This is a genomic window from Pseudidiomarina sp. CB1, from assembly GCF_024752025.1.
Classification (GTDB): Bacteria; Pseudomonadota; Gammaproteobacteria; order Enterobacterales; family Alteromonadaceae; genus Pseudidiomarina.
Genome location: NZ_JANTPU010000002.1, coordinates 66160 through 88207 on the forward strand (window position 1 = coordinate 66160; position 22048 = coordinate 88207).

Here is a 22048-nt window from a genome sequence, read left to right on the forward strand (position 1 = left end):
GTCGCTTGGCCGTTTACTTCAACCCTAGCCTTTGCGCTAGTTTGTGCAGGTTGCTAGGGTCGATTTCTAGTATACGTGCGGCTTGGGTCCATTTATAGTCTGCTTGCTGTAGGGCTTGCTCTATCATCTGTTGTTGCAGCTTTTGCACCGCATCACGCAAGTTCATGCTGGTTTGTGTAAAGGCGGCACTATCGACTTCTTGCGCGGCATTCGGTGTGTTTGGTAAGTCCAATAGTTCCGGACCAATACTAACGATCGCTTGGCGATCGGCGCCTTGGCTCAGCGCTTTGATGGCAGCGCGGCTAACCGTGTGTTCGAGTTCGCGCACATTACCCGGCCAATCGTAGTCAGTCAACGCACGTTCTGCGGCGGAGCTCAAGCGCAATGCGCGCAGGCCTAACCGAGAACGGTTCAACTCGAGAAAGTGACCGACTAACAACGGAATATCGTCGCGGCGCTCTCGCAAGGGCGGTATCGGTAATGGATAGACGCTCAAGCGGTGATAGAGATCCGCACGAAAGTCACCGCTCTTCACTTGCTGTTGCAAATCACGGTTGGTGGCGGCGACTAAGCGTACGTTTACCTTATGCGACTTGTCGCTGCCCAAGCGCTGAATCTCGCCGTTTTGCAATACGCGCAAGAGCTTCGCCTGAATGGCGGCTGGTAGCTCGCCAACTTCATCGAGAAATAATGTGCCACCGTCGGCGCTATCAAATTTACCGGCACGCTCAGCTGTTGCGCCGGAGAATGCCCCCCGAGTGTGGCCAAACAGCTCGCTTTCGGCCAACGATTCAGGCAAGGCGGCGCAGTTCACATAAACCAAAGGCTTGTCACGGCGTGGTGACCAGCGATGCAGTTGCCGTGCAAAGAGCTCTTTACCAACTCCTGTTTCACCTAGAAGTAACACCGGTAAGTCAGCACTTGCTACCACTTCTAACTCTTGTAAAACCTGCTGTAAAGCTTGGCTGCGGCCAATAATCTCAGAGCTACTACCGGTGTTGGGCGCAAGCTCGGTTTCGCCATCACGGCGGCTGTTGCGTAGGGCACGAATACCTTGCTCGATCTGTCCCATACGAATCGCTGCTTCGACCAGCAAACTCGCGCGTTGCAGTTCACGCATCGTCTCCGCATCGAACGTGCCGGGCTCGAGCGCGTCGAGTGTCAAGGCACCCCAACACTTACCTTCCACAAATAACGCAATCCCCATGCAGTCATGCACCGCAAGATGACCGTCAGGACTATCTTCAATAAGACCATCATAAGGATCAGGCAGGGTGCTTTCCGGTTCAAAACGCACAGTTTCGCGTGATGCCAAGATGGCTGCCAAGCGAGGATGTTGCTCGGTGATAAAGCGGCGTCCAAGCGCTTCACGTACCAAGCCGGTACTCGCTATCGGGCGCAGCACTTGTTGATCTTGTTGCAGCAACACAACAGCGCCGCAAGCAAAGTGGCGGCGCAACGTACTGACCACTTTTTGCAAACGCACAACCGCGGGTAGCTCGGTCACTAAGTCGGCAATCAGTGTTTCAAGTAATGATGTTTCTTGCATGGTAAAAATCACCCAATTAAGCGGGAATAACCCGCATTTCGTTAGGTGAAATCTACCACGACGTCAATTAAATCTATATAAATCAAAGTAGGTAGATCTGGCATCTAAATTGCACATTTAAAAGGAACACAATTGACGAAACAGTAAGGATGTCACTATGTACCAAGCACTTATTGAGCAATGGCGTGATGCGTCAAGCCAAGAACTTATTCAACATATTCTGGCGAACTTTCATGAGAAACACCGCCAACAAGTACCCGAACTCATTCAGCTGGCACGCAAGATCGAGGACGTTCATAACGACCACGATGCTTGTCCGGCAGGTTTAGCCGACCTACTTACCGAAATGCTAAACGAACTTGAAAGTCACATGATGAAAGAGGAACAAATTTTGTTCCCGATGTTGGCTGGCGGTATTTACCCAAGCGGCCCTATTGCGGTGATGGAAGAAGAACACGGCGAACACGAACGCATGTTAGTGCGTTTGAACGAACTTACAAACGACGGTAAGGCCCCCCGCGGCGCCTGTGGTTCATGGATCATGTTGTACGAAGGTACTCAAGAGTTGATCAATGACTTGCAGCAACATATCGCTCTCGAAAATGAAGTACTGTTTCGTGAGCCACAGGCGATTCCGCAACATGGCAAAGATTTCTGTTGCGGCTCGTGCCAATAAGCTTATGCGGCCAGGGCGCGCAAGCGCTCTGGCTCAGTGATCTCGACAAGCTTGTTTTGAACCGCCAGCACACCTTCTTGCTGCAATTGCGTCAAGATTCGGCTCACGGTCTCTACTGATAAGCCTAAATAATTACCAATATCGGCACGGGTCATCGACAGACGAAATGAACGACTAGATAGGCCCCGTTGCTGAAAGCGAGACGATAATGTTACTAAAAAATTGGCTAAGCGCTGCTGCGCAGAGTGATGATTCAATGTGCCCAACAGGGTCTTGCTGGCGTGCAACTCGCCACTCATCAAGCGCAGCATTTGTTTGCGCAACCCCGGAAGTTCAGCAGAGAGCTGATCCAGTGACTGAATCGGAATTTCACACAGCATGGTGGTTTCCAGAGCTTGAGTGTAGCTGCGGTGATTGCCGTCGATAAGCCCATCAAAGCCAATCACATCACCTGGAAGGTGGAAGTCGATAATTTGCTCACTGCCTTGGCTATCAAGCGTGTACGACTTTAACGAGCCAGAACGAACGGCATAGAGAAACTTCAACGGCTCGCCATTGTGAATGAGCACATCGCGCTTTTGCAGCGGGCGATGACGCTGAATAATCGTATCCAGCTTCTCGGTCTGCTCAGGGCTGAGTTGATAAGGCAAGCATAAGGTTGCCATGCTGCAATTTTGACAATGGATGTGAGATGTCATCATTTTCACCACGAATCGTTGATTTAAGTCAAAGTGACTTCTGAGCTAAAAGTATACGCCTTCAAATCCAAAAAAGAATGACTTCCGACGGAGTAGACAAAAACTTCCTATTTGTGGGTAGATCACCTATAAATACTCCTGCAGTCTTTTCTTGAAACAAAAATAAAAACAACAAAAACAGGATGACACTCTATGGAAACCATGGCGATTAACTATTGGGCGGTGGCCGTGGCCACCTTAATGAATCTCGTGATTGGTGGTCTGTGGTATTCACCGATGCTGTTCGCTAAAGTTTGGCAGCGCAGTGCGGGCATTACCGATGAGCAACTCAAGGCTTTTAATCCAGCCAAAGTATTTACCATCACGCTCATCGTTTCGTGGGTTATTTGTATTAACCTTGCCTTCTTTTTGGCCTCACCTGGCACCGATTGGCAATGGGGTATGACCGCAGGCTTTCTTGCCGGCTTCGGTTGGGCCGCCATGATTTTTGTCGTGATCAGCTTATTTGAACAACGCTCACTGGCTTACATGCTGGTGCATGGTGGTTACATCACGGTTTATTTTACGTTGGCAGGGCTTGTTATTGGTGCGTGGCAGTGAGTTAGGTAACGACGCAGCAGACCGGCTGCTGCGTCATCATTACTACTCTTCGCTCTTCGGTTTTAAGTTTGCCACAACTTCACTGGCGTCGTAGCTGTGTTTGTCTTGTGGCTGAGAGCCACTTCCTAATTGAATGTCTAAAGTGACTTGGATATCACTGTCAGTGCGGCCGCCTACATGAATACCGGCGCTGAAGGCGCTACGTGGGTAATAACGTGTTTCGCAGCGGATCATGTTGCAGTAAGTCACCATATCACCACCAGCCATGCCATCGAAGCTATGATCGCGAATGGTTTCCTTGTCGATTTGTGTTTCACGGTGTGTAATCACGAACCAATCGTGATCATTTTCGAGAGTAACCTCAGCTGCACGTAACAACGCATAGTTCATGGCAGCGCCTTTATCACTGCCGCGTGCTTTAAATTCAACTTGATAGTCGGTGTCGGTAATTTTCGTTTCGGTGTAACCGTAACCACCATTTTCCGCGGCGCGATAGTCTGGTTCGCTGGCGCAAGCACCTACAACGAATGATACAACTAAAACAACGAATGTACGGATTAGCATAATCACTCCTTAGTTCGTGAAGTAACTAACTAAAAGATAGTACATTCTTCTTTACATTTCGAACGCTTTACTTAATCTTTAGAAGCTTGGTGAGCATCAATTACTTGTTGTGCGTCATAAACAAACTTCGGTTCAGGGCGTTCACCTCTGCCAAACAAAACGGTGAGTTCGACGGTAAAATCTGCGCGTTCAGCCTGCTCAATGTTGACGCCATCGCTACCATACTTGCGCGAAGCAGGCACACTTCCGCACAAGTCCGAAGTGCAATCAGCAATGGTATCGACGTCGACACTGGTTTCGGTGTTATGCGCCAAACGCTTGCCGGTGACGTCTTTCTCGCTGACGACAAACCACTCATAGCCTTGCGCTATTGTTAGCTCAGCGGCCCGCAACAAAGCATAATCTGTGGCTTGATTGGCATCGGTATCGCGAGATTTGTAGCGCACCCAATACATATCTGTCGCAAGTTGTTTATCGGCGTAACCGAATCCACGATCGTTAGCAGGCTGGTAGACGGAATGCGCGCTACAAGCTACCAAAGAACCGATGAGTAAAATTGAAAGAATGAGTGAAGCTAATTTATACATGCTGTACTCCAAAATGGTGTAACCGAAAATAGCTATAATCGAAAGTATAGGTGTTACGGTATTAACTTGTCTTTAGTTCATAAAATTGGTTAAAATGCGCCCGTCTTAGGGGAGTAGTCAACTCGCTGGTATCCATTTACGCGGCGAGAGAATACGTCAACATAATTGAGCCCTCATTGGCTCATGGTGTATTCGTTTCGGGCCACCGAAACTGGCAAGACCTGAGGTAAAGAGCAACCGCTACTTGGCGGGGGTTGCTGTTTGCCTTGGTATCAGGTCCCGCCGGAGTACATCATGGAAGCACTCATTACTTCAACTATAACCGTTGCACTGGCAGAAATCGGCGACAAAACGCAATTGCTGAGCCTGTTGTTGGTGGCGCGCTATCGTCAAAAATGGCCGATCATCGTCGGGATTGTAGCTGCCACGCTCATCAACCATTTCATCTCAGCTTGGTTTGGCCAATGGTTCGCCGGTTGGCTACCCGCGAACTATGCAAGCATGATCATAGCAATAAGCTTTGTTGTTATTGGTTTATGGGTATTGGTTCCTGACAAGCTTGATGATGAAGAAGCGAATTGCGGTTGCTACGGAGCACTCTGCGCTACCTTCATACTCTTCTTTTTAGCTGAAATCGGCGATAAAACGCAGGTAGCGACAGTCGTTCTTGGTGCTCAGTATGCTAGTGTGATTTGGGTTACGCTTGGCACTACGCTGGGCATGCTTATAGCTAATGTTCCGGTAGTGCTTATGGGTGATAAGTTGATGAAGTATGTGCCGTTGAACATCGTTCGATACATTGCCGCCTCAGTTTTTATTATCTTGGGTTTGCTCGGTATATGGTGGAGTAGTTAAATGACGATTATCTGTAGTGACAGTGGTATTGTACTGCGTGAAGTGAACACCGACGATGCAGATTTTATTTTCGAACTTTATACTGGCGACGATTTCCGCAAAAACATTGGTGATCGCGGCATTCATTCTCGGCAACAGGCGGCTGAGTATATTAAACACAAGCTGCAAGCGAGTTACGCTATGCATGGCTTTGGCTTATGGGTAATTGAGGCTGATGGAGAGACGGTCGGCGTGTGCGGCCTTGTGCTGCGTGATTATTTACCGCATCCAGACTTAGGTTTTGCGTTGTTACCTACACATTATGGTCACGGCCTCGCTAGGAGGGCGGCAAAGCTAACGCTAAAGTACGCAGCGGAAAACTTGCACCTACAAACGGTTTTGGCCATCACCCATCCTGCCAATAGTGCAAGTCAAAGGCTCTTGCAGGGTCTTGGCTTCGTCCAAGTCGAGGCAACCATTGAACCCGCAACTGGCGAACGGCTACAGACGTTGAGTTTGACTATGACCAAGATGAAGGCTTTCGAATGACCCTAACGAACTATGACTGGCTGTTATTTGACGCCGACGAGACACTCTTCTCTTTTGACGCTTATGCTGGGTTGCGCCATTTGTTTGGTGGGTATGGCGTCCACTTTACGCAAGCTGATTACACGGATTATCAGCAGCTCAACAAGCCCTTGTGGGATGCCTACCAAGCCGGAACAATTAATGCCAAGCAGCTGCAGCGACAACGGTTTGCCAAGTGGGCGGCAACACTTGAAGTCACCGCCGATGAGCTGAATACAGGTTTTATGGCGGCGATGGCCGAAATTTGCCAACCATTAGAGGGTGCACGTTCGCTGTTAGAAAGCGCGCGAGTATCGGCAAAAATAGGCATCGTGACCAACGGCTTCACCGAGCTACAAGAAGCACGATTACAGCAGACAGGGTTAAGCGATTTGATAGATTTAGTGGTCATTTCGGAACAGGTTGGGGTAGCAAAGCCAGCGCCCGAAATTTTTGCTCATGCATTACAGAAAATGCAACAAAGCGACCGTCAGCGTGTGCTTATGACCGGCGACAATCCACATTCGGATGTCATTGGCGCACAACGCAGTGGCCTGCATGCGTGTTGGCTAAATCATCATGGCGAGCCTTATCCGTTAAACCCGCCACCGCATTATGAAGTACGCTCATTACCAGAGCTTCAGCAACTCTTAACTGGCACCAATTAGCTTACCGGCTTGCTTGACGAGCCAACGAAACAGGCGTAACTGACTCGGCACGTAGAACAAATATTCTGGGTGCCACTGCACCCCTAGAAGCGGACGTTCATCGGTACTTTCAATCGCCTGTGGTATTTCGTCAAGGTCATGGGCGACAATCCGCAAGTGTTCGCCAACGTCATGCACTGCTTGGTGGTGTAAGCTATTTACCCGCAACTTGCGTTTATGGACGACTTTCGCTAAGTAGCTGTCGCCGCGAACAAAAACTTGCTTCGTTGGCAGTAAGCCTGGGCGATTGTAGGTATGTTCGCGTAGGTGGCGAATGTCATCATATAAATTACCACCATGCACCACGTTAATAAGTTGCGCACCACGACAAATGCCGAGCATTGGAAGGCCGTCCCTCAGCGCTTTCTTAATCCAGCGGATCTCGAGGTCATCGCGCTCTGGATCGTGCTTTACCTTTCCCTGTAGTGTACCGCCGTAGTGCTCCGGTGAAATATCGCTACCGCCACCAATAATGAGACCTTGTAGCGGAAGACCTGAGGGGCGGTGGTGTACACTGATGCGCTCGATTTCCGCACCGCAAAGCCAGAGTGCCAAACGGGTACTCCACCAGCTTGGTGACCATTTTTTTCCAGCGCCCGTGACGCCTATGCGAGGTTTTCTTTGAGCCATTTGGAGACGTGCTCTACCCATGGTTGACGTGCTACTCCCAGCATCGGGCGGTCAGCGGCGAGAAATGCAGCAGATAATTCAGCTAAGGCCTTTGGTCGCTGCACGAGTTTCTCAATGGTGCAATAAATACGCCACTCGTCTGCGAGCGACCAACGCGTGTCGTCAATGCGGCAATTGGGCAAACGATAGTGGAGCGTTGGTCGTGCGTTAACTTTGCCATCGGCAATAACGCTAGCGACGCGCTTCTCATCGAGGTGAGAAAACAACGGCAGCATGTCCAAGGCGCGATTGCGACTAGGATTAGCGCTTAAGTAATCGTCTATGAGCTGCGCCATTTCTACGTTGTCGTACTGTAAGATTTGGCGTACGTAGTGCTCCGGATATAAGTCAATATAGGGGCTGAGCTTGCGCGAGGTATTAACGTGATGTTGTTCGACTAACCACCATTGCAACACGGCATAGGCCTGCATATAGGCGAGGATGGTCGCAGCCTCTAGGTTTGGAAGTTCAGGATTAATATGGGTGCCATAAGCTGCGATGATGGACTCATCGGTGCCTTTTGCTCCCGCCTGGCGTAGCTCGCTGACCAGCGCATCGAGCGCGTCTAATGCATTGACTGCGATGGGCGGACAAATCACCTCAACGGGAACAACAATACTGGCGGCTTGGCTCAACGAGTCAAGCCAGGCTTCGTCATTGGCTTTTTCGCCTTGCTCGGCGGCAATGCGTTGTAAAAACTGCCAATCAATTTCAACTTTGAACTCGCCAAGCTCAGTATCAACCAACCACTTCGCCGCACTTTTCGCGTAAGCGGAACCATTCAATGCACGCGCGACAGCTTCCGCACTACTTGCGACATCAAGGCTAGAAAACTCAAGCTCAAAACCAACGCGCCGATAGCTGCCATTAGTGGTTTGCGGCTGTGGGGGCTGGCGAAAAGAAGTTATGTCGCTGATACGTCCTCCTAACTGTCGAGTGCCTCGCGAATTTTATCGGCGAGCTCTTGCCGTCGATAGGGTTTACTCAATAACTTAACGCCCGGATCAAGTCGGCCATGGTGGACAATGGCATTTTCAGTGTAGCCTGAAGTAAATAAAACTTTCATGTCAGGGTAGCGTTGTTGCGCAAGCGCTACAAGTTTCGGCCCGTTTAATTCACCCGGCATGACGACGTCAGAGAACAACAGGTCAAAGCTGTAACTTTCCAGCAGGCGCAATGCTTCATCACCCGAATGCGCAGGCTGCACCTGGTAGCCGAGTTCTTTGAGTTGGCTAATGACATGTTGTCGAACTAGATCGTCATCTTCAACCACCAATATGCTTTCGTTACCACCTTGTCGAATAGCAGTAGACGGATCGGTAGCCACGTTATCCGAGGAGCTGAAACAACGTGGCAAATAGATTTTAACTGTGGTGCCGTGACCGACTTCCGAGTAAATCTTGATATGGCCATGCGATTGTTTTACGAAGCCATAGACCATACTAAGACCAAGTCCGCTGCCTTTGCCGCGTTCTTTGGTGGTAAAGAACGGCTCGAAGGCTTGCCGAATGACCTCGGGTTTCATGCCGCTTCCGGTATCTGAAATCATAATTGCGGTATAGTCCCCAGCTTCGATTTCGCCATGAAGTTCGCTGTAGCTGTCGTCGAGCTGTGTATTGCGGGTTTCGATGGTGAGTTTGCCTTGACCATCCATGGCATCGCGCGCATTAATTGCGAGATTGAGCACTGCGGACTCGAGTTGCGGGGCGTCGACCTCGGTTAGCCACAAGTCCTGATTGGGCAAGTAATCAATTTTAATGCCCTCTGACAAAGTGCGTTGCAACAATGGCAGCATATTATCGAGTAATGCATTTACCTGTGTTGGCTTGGGCTCAAGCGGCTGGCGCCGCGCGAAGGCCAGTAAACGATTGGTAAGTTCGGAACCGCGTTCGGCGGCGTTGACGGTCATTTCCGCTAAGGCGCGAAGCCGATGTTCTTCAGGTAACTGCGCTGCAATCAACTCGGCGTTACCTAAAATAACCGTGAGTAAGTTATTAAAGTCATGTGCAACACCGCCGGTAAGCTGGCCTACGGCTTCCATTTTTTGTGCCTGGCGGAGCCGCTCGTCGACTTCTATTTGTGCCGTGACGTCACGAAAGTAAACTGCAAGACCATCTTTGGACGGGTACGCATTGACTTCGACCCAGTAATTTAAGGGCTCATAAAATTCGGTAAAGCGCGTGGTAACACCATCACTGATCGCGCGGCGATATTCCTGTTCGAACACAGTCCCTACCGCCTCTGGGAATCGCTCCCAAATCGTATGACCGATAAGGGTTTGCTCGGTAGTTTGTAGTAGGCGTTCAGCCTGATGATTGACAAAAACAAAGCGCCAGTCATGATCGAGCATGAAAAAAGCATCGCTAATGTGTTCGAGAGTTTCTTTAAGTTGCTGGTTTACTTGAGTGGCGAGGGTTCGGGCTTCGACTAAGTCGGTAATATCTTGGAATGCACCTCGCACAGCGACAATTTTTCCGGTTGCATCGCGCTCAGCTTCACCAATACTACGAACCCAAAGCTCCCGACCCTTGGCTGTAACGAGTTCGGTCACAAGATCAAACGGAATCCCTTGCTCAAGGCAGCAGGTGAAAGCTTCGGCAACTTTAGTGCGGTAATCGGGTTTGTAAAAGCTGATGGCATCAGCAACTTCGGGAGCAAAGCCGGGCTCTTCGTCATGAATGGCGGCAGTTTCATCACTCCAGAACAGTTGTGCCGGCGTTATTGTGTAGCGCCACCAGCCTAATTTGGCAAAGCGTCCGGCGAGGCGCGCCAAAGTTGATGCTTGCTCGGCGGTTTGCTCGGCGCGCACTTGCGCGGTGACATCGACGACTGCATGGAGTAGGTATTGTAGCTCGCCTTTTGGATTAAAGATGGGTGAATTGGTGACTTGCCAGAAGCGCTCTACAAACCCGCCACCCTGTTCTGGTGGCCGCGGTATCGGGTAGCGGACGATACCCATCGTGTGAGGCTTTCGAGTGGCAATCACACGTTCAATCGACTGCTTTAAACTGGTGGTTCCAGAAACATCTTGGTCGTCGGGATCGTCAGGGAAAGCATCAAAGAGGTATTTGCCGATAATGTCATCGGCGCTACGCATGGTGGTTTGTAAATACCCCGAACTGGCCGCGACAATTGTCAGCTGTTCGGGCTCAAGAATCATCACGGGCATGCCGAGGGCATTAAAAATCAGAGCAAAATCAACCGCAGAATCGGTCATAGCTGCCTCACATGGGCTGCGACTGGCGATACTCCTTGAGCCAATCAAGTAATTTTTCAGGCGCCATCGGGCGTCCAATATAGAAGCCCTGTGCGTAATCGCATCCGGCCTTGGCGAGAATCTCTAAACTACGTTCATCTTCTACGCCCTCAGCAGTGATGGTCAATTTAAGGGCTTGTGCCAAGGCAATCAGCGCATCAACAATCTTTGCTGCTTCTTCTGATTGGGCGAGCGGGATAATAAAGTTTTTATCAATTTTTAATTCTGAAAAGGGCTGCCGTACCAACTGTTCCAGTGATGAATACCCGACACCAAAGTCATCGATCGCCAAAGCAAAGCCTTTTACCCGCAATTGCGTCAACATCTCCAAGGCGCCCGATGGGTTTTCTGCGGTACTCGTTTCGGTAATCTCGAGCTTTACGCGGTGTGGCGCCAAACGATGCTTGATACAAAGTGTCGTTAATTCGCTTGGGAATGTGGTGTCGGCAAAGCTGCTGGCAGAAGTATTGAGTGACAACGTATAGTCGGTATTACCAAGGTGATCGGCAAACCAGCGAATGGCACTTTCAAACACTTGCTGCGTTAGCTCAGCGATGAGTCCGGAGCGCTCGGCCACTCCAACAAAGCGATCCGGCGTAATGATACTACCGTCTTTGTCATGCCAACGAACAAGTGCCTCAAAGCCCTTTACCGAACGATCTTGGCAGCTAATCTGTGGTTGTAGGTAAGCCACTAAACGGTGTTCGGCGAGGGCTTCTTTAAGTTGCGCTTCACTGACTTCTTGTGCCTTGCTGTTATTACTGGGTGCTTTTACTTCGGCATCACTGTACTGGTTCAATAATGCGCGCAGAGCGCTGATGCGGAAGGGCTTAGGCAATACACCAGCAACCCGCAAACCACTCTCGTCGGCTGCGGTTTTTGCCGCATTGAGCACTTTTTCACCAAGCCCACTGACGATGATGATGGTGGCGAAGCACTGCTGTGAGGCCAGCTGGCGCATCACTTCGACGCCGTCGAGACCTGGCATAGCGAGATCTAAAACAATATGTGTGGGCGCAAAAGAACTAACTTCACTAAAAAAGGTTTCAGCTTGAGTACAGGCTTTGGCTTGATAGCCTGCGGCTTGCGCCATTTCGCGGATGGTCATTCCGACTTGCTGGTCATCATCCAACACCAACAAGCGTCCTAGCGTTACGGGCATCCTGTATTCCTCAGACATGCATGTTGCGTCATCTGGTGACGCATAACTTTATACGCCTAAGATAGAATACTTTTAAATAAGAAAAAAGCGTTATTTACTGGTGGCCTAAGGCTTCCGCACAAGCATGCGCTGAAGCCCACGCCCATTGAAAGTTGTAGCCGCCTAACCAACCGGTAACGTCGACGACTTCACCAATGAAGTAAAGTCCAGTCTGCAGCTTACTCGCCATGGTTTTTGAACTCAGCTGATCGGTATCGACGCCGCCTAAGGTAACTTCGGCTGTGCGATAGCCTTCAGTCCCGTTGGGTTGTACGTGCCAGGCATGAAGTTGTTCAGCAACTTGCGCAAGGAGCTCGTTGCTACAGTCGGCGAGATTTTTTTCTGGCCAACCGTGTTGTGCAGCCAAGGTAAGTGCAAAACGCTTCGGGAACCAGCTCTGCAGCGCCGTTTTAAGGCCCTGTTTGGGCTTGTCGTGGCGTAACTGCTGAAGTTCATGTAACGCATCACTACCGGGCAACAAATCGACGGTAAAGGCTTCACCTGGCAGCCAGTAGGATGAAAGTTGCAGCATCGCGGGGCCGCTCAAGCCACGGTGAGTGAAGAGCATTGCTTCCTTGAAGCTGGCGCGCGCATTACTGGCGACAACATCAAGTGCCAAGCCAGAAAGCTCGCTGTAGGCTTGCTTGGTTTGCTCGTGCAAAGTAAATGGCACCAGCCCCGCGCGAACAGGGAGAATTCGATGACCAAACTGCTCGGCCAACTGATAGCCCAAGGGGGTTGCACCGAGCTTAGGCATCGACAAGCCGCCACAAGCGACGACTAGCTCAGGGGCATGTAAGCTACCCTGCGATGTGGTTACCGAATAGACATCAGCGTTATGACTGACGGCAGTAACTTCTGTGCGTAGCTGCACACGAGCTCCATACTGCGCGCACTCATCAAGCAACATGCGCACAATGTCCTTGGCAGAATGGTCACAAAACAATTGGCCCAGCGTTTTCTCATGGTAGGCAATGCCGTGCTTCTCGACCAACGCAATGAAATCCCATTGGGTATAACGGCTGAGCGCAGATTTACAAAAGTGTGGATTGTTGCTGAGGTAATTTTCTGGGCTGGCATACATATTGGTAAAGTTACAGCGGCCACCGCCGGAGATAAGAATTTTTTTGCCAGCCTGCTTGGCATGATCAATAACAATGACTTTCAGCCCGCGGGCGGCAGCTTGCCACGCACAATGCAGTCCTGCCGCACCGGCACCAATAATGATTACGTCAAACTTGGCAGCTTCACTCATGCGGTTGGGCCTGCTGCTACAGTGGCGGTGACGTAAATATCAAATCGATGCTTTTTACTGACAACTTGATGGCTTGGGGCTTGTTGCGCAAGGTAATCTGCGTGTTGCGGACGCTTGACGACAACACGTTTGCTGGCAATCCGTAGTGCCGGCGCAAGCAACGCATCGGCATCAAGGTCGCTACCTACCAGCTGTTGAAACATTTGCATGTCTTTTTTTACCGCAGCTTTTTGTTTGCGTTCGCCTTTGGGATACATGGGATCGAGGTAGACCACATCGAAACTATCGTCGCTAAAGGTTTCTAGGTCGGCAGTCGGCGCTAACTGCAGCCGCTGCTGGTAATTCGGTTGTGCTGTATAGAGTCGCTGAAGCGCATCGTTCAATAATTCATAAACCATTGGTTGCCGCTCATTAAGTGTCACCTGGGCACCTAATTGCACTAAAACCCAAGCATCTCTAGCCAAGCCGGCGGTGGCATCAAGAATGCTCGTTGGTTGCCCAGCGGTGGCTTTATTCAATAGGCACGCGCGAGCAATTGCTTCGTCTTTGCGGTTGGCCTGTTGCCCCCGAAAAGCCTGTTTACCGCTTAGAAAGTCGATCACTAATGGCGTCATTTCTGGGTGTTCATGCCAAATCAATCCAAGCCCTTGTGGTGTTTGTTGCAACTGAAAGGCTGTGGTGGTCACGAACCGCGCTCCATATCAACGTGCGGGATGTCGTCCTCAAGGTATTCGGCACTGATCTCACGGAAGCCAAAATCGTGATAAAAGCGTCGTAAATAAACTTGTGCGCCCAAGCGAATCGGCGCCTGCGGCGCTTCTTGCTCGCACCATGCGATGGCGCGTTGCATGAGTTCGCGGCCGAGACCTTGGCGGCGCACACTCCCCGCGCTAATAACCCGACCAATGCGGCTGTACGGGGTTTCGTCACTCGGTAAAAACAAGCGTGCGTAGGCCACTACAGCGCCACTCTGGTCGCGCGCAAACAAATGAAAAGCGTGAGTGTCGGCACCGTCGGCATCAAGATACGGACAGGTTTGTTCCACCACGAAAACCGCTTGTCGTAATTGTAGTAGTTCATAGAGCTCAGTCGTGGTTAGCTCGTCAAAGGACTTGTTAAACCAGGTTATACATGACTTCATGGTGCGACTTTCCGTTTAACCTGCGCAAGCGAAATAACATTGCTTGCTGCGATGTTAGGCGTATAGAGCGCTAACAACTCTGCGACTTTAGTGCGACCATCGGCTTTTGGGCTGATAAAGCGCGCAACTTGCAGACTTTGTAGATCAGCATCGGCATACAATAACCGCGTTAAATCCGTATCGTGGTTGCTGATGAGGACTGGGATTTGTCTGCGATGGGCGGCATGTGCGGCACGCCGAGCAAGTTCATGCTGCTGATCCAAACTAAAACCGGTGGTGGCATAACTGGTAAAATTTGCCGTCGCGCTGAGTGGCGCATAAGGTGGATCGCAATAGATGACATCACCTTTGCGAGCACGCCGGAAAACTTTTTCAAAACTCATGCAAGTAAAGGTCGCGCGCTGGGCTTTTTCGGCAAACACTTCAATTTCAGCTTGCGGGAAGTAGGGCTTACGATATTGGCCAAACGGCACGTTAAATTTTCCCGACTGATTGTAGCGACAGAGTCCGTTGTAACCATGACGATTAAGGTAGAGAAACAGCAACGCACGCTCATAGGCATCGCCACTGTGGTTGAACGATTTACGCAGAGCGTAATAGGCGTCGGCTGAATTTGTTTTTGCCACAAAGAGCTTACGCGCATCTTTAATAAAGGTTTGTGGGCGGCGCTTGATAAACTTAAAGAGGGCAATCAGATCTGGATTGACGTCATTCAATACATAGCTTGGATAATCTGTATTAAGAAATACTGAGCCAGCACCGACAAAAGGCTCGACGAGCTTATTGCCGTCAGGAAGGAGCGCCGTGATTGGCTCTACTAGATTATATTTGCCGCCCGCCCATTTAAGAAAGGCGCGATGTTTTTTCTTCACGGTCGTGGTCCAAGCTTATCGAGATGATTCGGTCATGGCAGCGATGGCCGACCACACTGACGGCCAATCGGTCACCGTACGGAGCTCAGCAGTGCCAATACTCGTAGGCAGTACTAGCCGTAGCTCACCTGCTTGCACCTTTTTATCACGATACATACGTTGTTGCCACTGTACTTCGGACAGACGAGGGGCGCGTGTGGGAAGCTCAAAAGCTTGCAGTAATGCTTCTATCCGTGCGACATCTGCGGCACTCAACTGATCTTGCTGACGCATGTACTCAGCGGCAATCATGGTGCCGGCAGCGACGGCTTCACCGTGTCGCCACGTGTCATAGTGTTCGGCCTCGATGGCGTGGCCAAAGGTATGTCCCAAGTTGAGCAGCGCCCGCAAGCCTTGTTCTCGTTCATCTTGGGCAACAATATCAGCCTTAATTTGACAAGAACGCTGAATGGCGTAGTTGAGTGCCTGCGCATCACGTGCATTAAGCTTCTGTTGGTTGTCTTCGAGCCAAGTAAAGAAGTCAGCATCATAAATGATGCCATATTTCACTACTTCGGCGAGGCCACAGGCGTAGTCACGCTGTTCAAGCGTGACCAGACAATCGGTACTAATGATAACGCTTTGTGGCTGATAAAATGCGCCAATAAGATTTTTTCCGCCTGGATGGTTGATGGCCGTTTTACCGCCAACGGATGAATCGACTTGCGCGAGCAAGGTCGTTGGCAGTTGGTAAAAGTCCACCCCGCGCTGGTAGGTCGCGGCCACAAAGCCAGCAATATCGCCAACGACGCCGCCGCCTAGGGCAATAATTGCGCAATCGCGATTGAAACTGTGGGCGATAAGTGAATCCATGATTTCGCCGTAAGTTGTCAGGCTTTTGGCGTGTTCACCGTCGGCAATCTCGTGCACTAAAACGTCGTGTTGAGGGCCGAGTTGGTCGCGTACTTTTGCCAAATAATGTGCAGCTACCACTGCGTTGGTAACGATGCAGAGTTGTTTGGGCAGGTTTGGAAGAAGTTGTGGCAACTGTTGGAACAGTTGCCGACCAACGTAAATTGGATAACTGCGGTCTGCAAGCCCAACACGAATGCGAGATAAATGCCCTTGGTGGGGCGCTTGCTTAACCGTCATGTGTAGCTCCGTCGTTAGAGGCCTACTTGCTCAATGATTTTGTCGACCACAAACTTAGCACTTTGCTCATCGGTGCGAACCACAACATCAGCGATCTCTTCGTAGAGCGGGTTGCGTTGCTCGGCCAGTCCTTCAAGTACTGCGCGTGGGTCATCAGCCTCAGCAATGAGTGGGCGACGTTTATCGCGTTGCGTACGTGCTAGCTGTTTTTCGATCGGCGTTTGTAGATACACAACAATACCGCGCGCCGATAAGCGATTGCGGCTTTCTTTGCTGAGAATTGAGCCACCACCTGTGGCGAGAACTATACCCGTGTTTTCGGTCAGTTCTTCGATAACTTTTTCTTCACGCGCACGAAAACCTTCTTCGCCTTCGAGCTCAAAGACCCAAGCGATATCGGCACCGGTGCGGCGTTCGATTTCTGCGTCGGAGTCGAAAAATTCGAGGTGAAGTTGTCGAGCTAACTGTCGACCGATGGTGCTTTTGCCGGCCCCCATAGGACCTACTAAGAAAATGTTACGTTTTTCAGCCATATCTTTGCTTTACATCACTCGTTTAATAGCTGTGACTCACGGAATCCGGAGTGTCTGTTTGACCTTCCTTAACCCAACCAAAAAGAGGCGGGATTATCGCAAGTCACAGCCATTTAAGCAAGGATTACGGCGTAGACATTACAATACGAGGCGTCACAAAGATAAGCAATTCACGCTTTTCATTGATTTGACTGTCGCTGCGGAACAGTACGCCAACGTATGGAATATCACCTAAAACAGGTACCTTGGTAATATCGTTGAGTATTTGCTGCTGGTAAATACCACCCAGAACGATGGTTTCACCATTCTCCACTAAAACCTGAGTACCAATTTCTTGCGTATCAATCGATACTGCTGGACCGGTTGGCGTGGATACGGTTTCACCACGGGTATTCTGCGTAATTACTAAATCCATAATAACGCGATTGTCAGGGGTGATTTGTGGCGTCACCTCAAGTCCAAGAACAGCCTTTTTGAACTGTACCGACGTTGCACCTGAAGAGGCACTTTCGACGTAAGGAATTTCGGTACCTTGCTCGATATAGGCTTTCTTCTGGTTCGCTGTGGTGATGCGCGGACTTGCGATAACTTCACCTTTGTTCTCACGCTCTAAAGCGGAGAGTTCAAGATCAAGAATTCGACCGTCAGCAAGCTTAGCAATCTGGAAGCCAATCGTCGCTGCAGGGTTTGATACCGGCAAATTGACATTCAAATCCGTCGCTGTATTGGTATCTGAACCCCACAGGTCAGGTCCGCCGGCATTGTCATTGCCGAGGCCCCAGTTGATACCAAGCTCGTCACTAATGTTGTCACGTACCGTCACCATTCGCGCTTCGATGACCACTTGCTTGACCGCGACATCCAAGGTTTTGACCATGGCTTCGACTTCTTCAATTTGGCGTGGTGTATCACGGACTAGCAAGGTGTTGGTCCGCTCGTCAACGGTAACTGCACCGCGTTCTGAAAGCAGATCTGAGCTCTCGGTGCGTAAAATGGCAGCGATGTCAGCCGCTTTTGCATAGTTGATTTGGATGTAGGTACTCTCCAAAGGTGCAAGCTGCGATAAACGTTGCTTCGCTTCTAACTCTTGTGCTTCACGCTCGGCAAGCTCATCGGCAGGCGCGACAATGAGAATATTACCGTCCATACGTTTGGACAGACCTTTAACGCGCAGAATGGTCGTGAGTGCACGTTCCCAAGGTACATTCTCGAGGCGCAAGGTGATGTTACCCGTCACTGACTCACTAGCGACCAAGTTGAGGTCGTTTTCGTTCGCCAAGATTTGTAATAATTGACGAACCGGCACGTTTTGGAAGTTTAGTGAAATAGGACGTTGTGAGCCATCATCTACGACAACTTCCATCGGCTCTTCAAATTTCAGGTTCAATGACCCGTCGATCTGCTCAAGTTGATGACGGAACGCCGATTTTCCAGTAATGGTTATAACCGCGTCGTTACCCTCACGGAAGGTTTCAATGTGGGCAATTGGCGTCGCGAATTGACTAACGTCCAACACGTACAGCAGATCATCATCGATGTCGGTGTCAAACAGCGTCACCTCAAGTCGATTACCGCGCACGCGGGCTTCATGATCAATGCCCTCGTCGCTCAATTTCACGCGTAATAATGCGACGTCTTCAGGTAAGCGCGTAAAATCAATATCAGTGATGCGCTGTCCAGCTTCACTCACCGAGTTAGTTTGCGCCGTTGAAGTGGTTACGACCGCTGGTTGTGGCTCTGCCTCGTACTGCTCAGGCGCTTCAGTCACTGGAGCTGGTTCAGGCTCGGTTACTTCGCTACTGGGTTCGGTGGTGGTGACAGCCGCAGTTTGTTGTGCGCTAGCCTCATCGCTTTCAACAAACACCAGCACCATCACGCCTTCATAGCGGCTCATTAAATGCTCAAGAGGTTGCGTCGTTTCAACGCGTAATAGGGTATCTTCTCTTTGTTGTTCAACGGAGACATTGCGCAGCAACGGGTGATCAGCAAGTTGTTGAATCCCATCACCCAGCTCGTTGGCTGTGCCCATGAGAAGAAACTCGTGAACTAAGGGGTTATCACTACGTCGAACAACCGGCGCCTTTACCGCCTCATTGAAATGAACTTCCAAGTTGAAGCGATCATTTGCCAATGGAATTTGTTCGATACGTACTAGCTCGTTAGCGCTAGCCAACATCGGCAGCAGCAGTGTGAGCATCAAGAAGCGAATAGCGTACGTCATAGATCTGAACTCCCTTGTGTACCCGGTAGGCGCAGTGCGGTATCTCGTTGTTGCCAACAGCCATCACCGGCTGGAACCCATTCAGTTATCATTATAAAGTCTGGGGTGATTTGTGTAATTTGGCCTAAATTAAGGCCCATATATGCGCCCGTCGCAACGCGATAAAGGCGCCCTTGGTTGGTGCTAACTAATGCGACCCGACCTTCGCTGTTGGTGTTCATGGTACCGACCAACGTGAATTGGTCGAGTCCCAGTGACTCGAGTTCTTCACGTTCGCGCTCGAGGTTAGGTTGCGGACACCCCGGCGTGTTTTGCCCCGGTTCTGGGGCATTTAGTGGTGCCGGCTCGAACGGATTACGGAAGTTGGTACCGGTGTATCCGACACGCTCCAGCTCAGGCATTTCTGGTAGTGGCGGGGCACTTGGCACTGAACTTGACTTAACTTGTTCAGTGAACGCGACCAAGTCCTGTTGGCCCGCTTGGCTGCAGGCTGTTAATAGCGTTGCTGTACAAAGCATGAGGGTCAATCGTTTCATCATTGTTCAGCCCTCAAGGTTTTTTGACGGTAGGTTTCGGCGGTAATATTTAAGCGAAGCGCTTCACCGAAATCACCGGCCTGTAGGGTGAAATCTTTAACATTGATAATGCGATGTAAGCCGGCAATTTGACCAATAAAGTCACCGATTTGATGGTATTGACCGCTCAGGTCGATACGAATTGGCAAGGCCGTATAAAATTCACGTGGTTGCGCTTGAAGCCATTCAATGCGATCAAACTCGAGGCCACTGCGCGTGCCAACCAAAGTAATATCATCAAGTAGTCGAGCCGTTTCGTCGTCTGACGGCAACATGTCGAGCAGAACCTCAAGATCTTTATTCAACTGCGCTAATTGCTCGCGGTAAACCGGTAAGTTAACAGCAGTTTGGTATTTGATTCGGTAATCATCTTTTAACTGTTGCTCTTTGGCTTGCTCGCGTTTGTAGGCGTCCCATTCATCTGAAAGTAAAAAGTGATACGCCAAGCCCAAGCAGACAAGAACAAGCAGGAGCAACGCGCCAAAGCGGAATGGCGCTGGCCAAAATGGCATTTCATTGATATCTAATTCGCGTAGGTTCATCGATTTACTCATGATGCACCCCCATCTGCAGGCGTTGCTTCAACACTAGGTTTACGAATCGATACACTTAGCGAGAACGCACTGTAACGTGTAGGACCTTCGGTCTCTCCGTCGTCTGACGAGATCTCTCGTAACACAGGGTTAGTGAAGGTATCTGATTCTGTCATGGCGCGTAAGAATTCGGACACGCGATTGTTAGACACTGAGCGACCGCGCATGCTGAGCTGATTCCCGCGTTTTTCGATCTGTAAAATATGCACGCCATCTGGGACTTTTTCAGATAACTCGTTAATGACTCGAATGGCAGTGTTACGATCTTGGTGCAACGATTGAATCAGTTTCATACGATTCACGATATCGTCTTTCTTTTTATTGATATCTTGAATCTCGGCAATTTGCGCGTCGAGAATCGTGATTTGTGACGACAAGAATTGATTACGCGCGCGCTGTTGTTGTTGATAGTCCTGAATAACTTTGTAGGCAATGAACACCAACAAAGCAGCGATCGCTAACGCGATAAACGCTTGGATACCAAACTTTTGCTTTGCGCGTTGGCGTGCAATATCACGCCATGGGAGTAGGTTTACGTGTGCCATTCTGTGAAGCTCCGTAACGCTAATCCCAAAGCCTCAACAAAGCGAGGTCCGTGGGCTTCTAAGTGTTGATATTTACTTGGTAGTGGAAAGTGCTCGAACGGATTCAAGCTAATGACGGGATACTCCACTTGTTCACCGAGCATAGTCGCGATCATGGGTAACATGGCGCCACTGTTGACCAAGACAATACCAGCGAAATCCTTCTTCGTTGCATTACTGCGATAGATTTGCATGCCACGACTTATTTGTGACCATAAATTGCCAAGAAAATCTTGCAACACTAAAGGAGAGAACTCTTCGGTTTCGTCAGCTCGTAATTTAGCGAACAACTCGCCATGGTCTAACTCGCCTTCGTTATCAAGTGCACCAAGTAATGCTCCAAGGCCACCACTTTGATAGCGCGTGTACATGACCTCGCCGCCACCGATAACAATCATTTGCACTGCAGCACCACTGATATCCAGAACTAATAAAGGCAATTTGTTGTCATACAAATCGGGATACAAATGCGGCATAACATGGTCACAAGCACGCAGAATAGCTTGATTGTCGACATCCATAATGCGTACTTTAAAGCCTGCTTCTTCAAGGGCTTGTACGCGGGAGTCGACACTCATGGTGCGCGTTGCGGTAACGAGAACACGCTGCTGACCAGGCATGGTCGGGTGTTCACCAAGGCTTTCGAAGTCATAGCGTACTTCCGCCAGCGGGTAGGGAATCAACGCTTCTGCTTCGGTTTCGATTTTCTCGGAAATGGCATCGTCATCGAGCTCAAGTGCTACCGCGATTTGTTTTGAAATCGCTTGGCTACCTGAAACCGAACTTACAACGTCGAGTGCACGCGTACCCAAAGCTTTTTTGGTTTGTTTCAGCGCCCGTGCAACTTTGTCGATGTCTGTAATTTCATCGTCGGTGATGAGATTTTTTGGCAGCTGAGATTCGGCGACCCGAATAATTTCATAGGTGTCACCTTGTGGTACAATCTCCACCGCTTTTATCGCATCAGTTCCGATATCGATGCCTAGACCAGGTTTTTTACCTAGACCAAACAGCCCCATAATGTTCTCCCAACGGGAATTGTAAATGGCTTGTAGTTTATTGTTTTTCTTGCCACTTGCTGCGCACGACAGAAAGGTAAGAGTTTCGTAAAGAGCATAGCAGTTTTTTCACTATGCATAGGAATCTTTACTTTCCTTTCTATAATAGGCAGCAAGAGATAGCAACTCGTTGCAACATCTATTGCAATGTAAATAACTCTTTATAAGATAGCACTA

The 22048-nt window shown here is 49.9% G+C and carries 24 protein-coding genes and 1 riboswitch; of the genes, 5 read left to right on the forward strand and 19 right to left on the reverse strand.

The window, feature by feature from the left end; translation table 11 throughout:
* Nucleotides 1–13 precede the first annotated feature (13 nt).
* Nucleotides 14–1549: a nitric oxide reductase transcriptional regulator NorR gene (gene norR, locus NV375_RS09635; protein WP_258808026.1), complete on the reverse strand. Its 1536-nt coding sequence runs from the start codon at nt 1547–1549 to the stop codon at nt 14–16.
* A gap of 157 nt (nt 1550–1706) precedes the next feature.
* Between norR and NV375_RS09640 the strand changes: the two genes are divergently transcribed.
* Complete coding sequence (locus tag NV375_RS09640) at nt 1707–2225, forward strand: hemerythrin domain-containing protein (protein WP_258808027.1); 519 nt, start codon at nt 1707–1709, stop codon at nt 2223–2225.
* Between the two features lie 2 nt (nt 2226–2227).
* Here the strand turns inward: NV375_RS09640 and fnr are convergent, their stop codons facing one another.
* Complete coding sequence (gene fnr, locus NV375_RS09645) at nt 2228–2926, reverse strand: fumarate/nitrate reduction transcriptional regulator Fnr (RefSeq protein WP_258808028.1); 699 nt, start codon at nt 2924–2926, stop codon at nt 2228–2230.
* 189 nt (nt 2927–3115) lie between these two features.
* Between fnr and NV375_RS09650 the strand changes: the two genes are divergently transcribed.
* The gene (locus tag NV375_RS09650) at nt 3116–3523 is read left to right on the forward strand and encodes a DUF1761 domain-containing protein (RefSeq protein WP_258240813.1); all 408 of its coding nucleotides are present in this window, start codon (nt 3116–3118) and stop codon (nt 3521–3523) included.
* Nucleotides 3524–3565: 42 nt separating this feature from the next.
* On the opposite strand, the gene NV375_RS09655 is transcribed toward NV375_RS09650, so the two are convergent.
* Both NV375_RS09655 and NV375_RS09660 read right to left on the reverse strand, forming a co-directional pair.
* Nucleotides 3566–4087: a CC0125/CC1285 family lipoprotein gene (locus NV375_RS09655; protein WP_258808029.1), complete on the reverse strand. Its 522-nt coding sequence runs from the start codon at nt 4085–4087 to the stop codon at nt 3566–3568.
* 71 nt (nt 4088–4158) lie between these two features.
* Entirely contained in the window at nt 4159–4674 is a 516-nt protein-coding gene (locus NV375_RS09660) for a CC0125/CC1285 family lipoprotein (RefSeq protein ID WP_258808030.1), read from the reverse strand.
* Between the two features lie 96 nt (nt 4675–4770).
* A riboswitch (yybP-ykoY riboswitch) is annotated at nt 4771–4963 on the forward strand.
* Nucleotides 4964–4968: 5 nt separating this feature from the next.
* Between NV375_RS09660 and NV375_RS09665 the strand changes: the two genes are divergently transcribed.
* From NV375_RS09665 to yjjG, 3 genes are read left to right on the forward strand one after another with little or no spacing between them, the layout of a single operon-like run.
* A complete protein-coding gene (locus NV375_RS09665) occupies nt 4969–5529 on the forward strand; it encodes a TMEM165/GDT1 family protein (RefSeq protein WP_258808031.1) in 561 nt (186 codons plus the stop codon).
* Nucleotides 5530–6057, forward strand: a complete 528-nt coding sequence (locus NV375_RS09670) for a GNAT family N-acetyltransferase (protein WP_258808032.1) — start codon at nt 5530–5532, stop codon at nt 6055–6057.
* A complete protein-coding gene (gene yjjG, locus NV375_RS09675; RefSeq protein ID WP_258808033.1) occupies nt 6054–6743 on the forward strand; it encodes a pyrimidine 5'-nucleotidase in 690 nt (229 codons plus the stop codon). Before NV375_RS09670 ends, yjjG begins: the two co-directional genes overlap by 4 nt.
* Here yjjG and NV375_RS09680 read toward each other — a convergent pair.
* From NV375_RS09680 to NV375_RS09750, 15 genes are all read right to left on the reverse strand, one after another.
* The gene (locus NV375_RS09680; protein ID WP_258808034.1) at nt 6726–7412 is read right to left on the reverse strand and encodes a gamma-glutamyl-gamma-aminobutyrate hydrolase family protein; all 687 of its coding nucleotides are present in this window, start codon (nt 7410–7412) and stop codon (nt 6726–6728) included. The genes yjjG and NV375_RS09680 overlap by 18 nt on opposite strands.
* Nucleotides 7388–8368 carry an amidoligase family protein gene (locus NV375_RS09685; protein WP_309491689.1) on the reverse strand — a complete coding sequence of 327 codons (981 nt, stop codon included), beginning with the start codon at nt 8366–8368 and terminating at the stop codon, nt 7388–7390. The genes NV375_RS09680 and NV375_RS09685 overlap by 25 nt, the downstream gene beginning before the upstream one ends.
* 8 nt (nt 8369–8376) lie before the next feature.
* Entirely contained in the window at nt 8377–10668 is a 2292-nt protein-coding gene (locus NV375_RS09690; RefSeq protein WP_258808035.1) for a PAS domain-containing protein, read from the reverse strand.
* A gap of 7 nt (nt 10669–10675) precedes the next feature.
* Nucleotides 10676–11869, reverse strand: a complete 1194-nt coding sequence (locus NV375_RS09695) for an EAL domain-containing protein (RefSeq protein ID WP_258808036.1) — start codon at nt 11867–11869, stop codon at nt 10676–10678.
* 94 nt (nt 11870–11963) lie between these two features.
* Entirely contained in the window at nt 11964–13163 is a 1200-nt protein-coding gene (locus tag NV375_RS09700; RefSeq protein ID WP_258808037.1) for an NAD(P)/FAD-dependent oxidoreductase, read from the reverse strand.
* Nucleotides 13160–13849, reverse strand: coding sequence for a class I SAM-dependent methyltransferase (locus NV375_RS09705; protein WP_258808038.1), 690 nt, complete (start codon nt 13847–13849; stop codon nt 13160–13162). Before NV375_RS09705 ends, NV375_RS09700 begins: the two co-directional genes overlap by 4 nt.
* Nucleotides 13846–14304, reverse strand: a complete 459-nt coding sequence (locus tag NV375_RS09710; protein ID WP_258808039.1) for a GNAT family N-acetyltransferase — start codon at nt 14302–14304, stop codon at nt 13846–13848. Before NV375_RS09710 ends, NV375_RS09705 begins: the two co-directional genes overlap by 4 nt.
* Nucleotides 14301–15176: a Dam family site-specific DNA-(adenine-N6)-methyltransferase gene (locus NV375_RS09715; RefSeq protein WP_258808040.1), complete on the reverse strand. Its 876-nt coding sequence runs from the start codon at nt 15174–15176 to the stop codon at nt 14301–14303. The genes NV375_RS09710 and NV375_RS09715 overlap by 4 nt, the downstream gene beginning before the upstream one ends.
* A 15-nt stretch (nt 15177–15191) precedes the next feature.
* Complete coding sequence (aroB, locus tag NV375_RS09720; protein ID WP_258808041.1) at nt 15192–16307, reverse strand: 3-dehydroquinate synthase; 1116 nt, start codon at nt 16305–16307, stop codon at nt 15192–15194.
* A 14-nt stretch (nt 16308–16321) separates the two neighbouring features.
* Nucleotides 16322–16840: a shikimate kinase AroK gene (aroK, locus tag NV375_RS09725; protein WP_126773067.1), complete on the reverse strand. Its 519-nt coding sequence runs from the start codon at nt 16838–16840 to the stop codon at nt 16322–16324.
* Between the two features lie 124 nt (nt 16841–16964).
* The gene (locus NV375_RS09730; protein ID WP_258808042.1) at nt 16965–19061 is read right to left on the reverse strand and encodes a type IV pilus secretin PilQ; all 2097 of its coding nucleotides are present in this window, start codon (nt 19059–19061) and stop codon (nt 16965–16967) included.
* Entirely contained in the window at nt 19058–19600 is a 543-nt protein-coding gene (locus NV375_RS09735; RefSeq protein ID WP_258808043.1) for a pilus assembly protein PilP, read from the reverse strand. Before NV375_RS09735 ends, NV375_RS09730 begins: the two co-directional genes overlap by 4 nt.
* Entirely contained in the window at nt 19597–20190 is a 594-nt protein-coding gene (locus NV375_RS09740; protein WP_126773073.1) for a type 4a pilus biogenesis protein PilO, read from the reverse strand. Before NV375_RS09740 ends, NV375_RS09735 begins: the two co-directional genes overlap by 4 nt.
* Nucleotides 20187–20774 (reverse strand): PilN domain-containing protein, encoded by a 588-nt coding sequence (locus NV375_RS09745; RefSeq protein ID WP_126773075.1) that lies wholly within the window; start codon nt 20772–20774, stop codon nt 20187–20189. Before NV375_RS09745 ends, NV375_RS09740 begins: the two co-directional genes overlap by 4 nt.
* A complete protein-coding gene (locus NV375_RS09750; RefSeq protein ID WP_258240826.1) occupies nt 20762–21832 on the reverse strand; it encodes a pilus assembly protein PilM in 1071 nt (356 codons plus the stop codon). Before NV375_RS09750 ends, NV375_RS09745 begins: the two co-directional genes overlap by 13 nt.
* Nucleotides 21833–22048 lie beyond the last annotated feature (216 nt).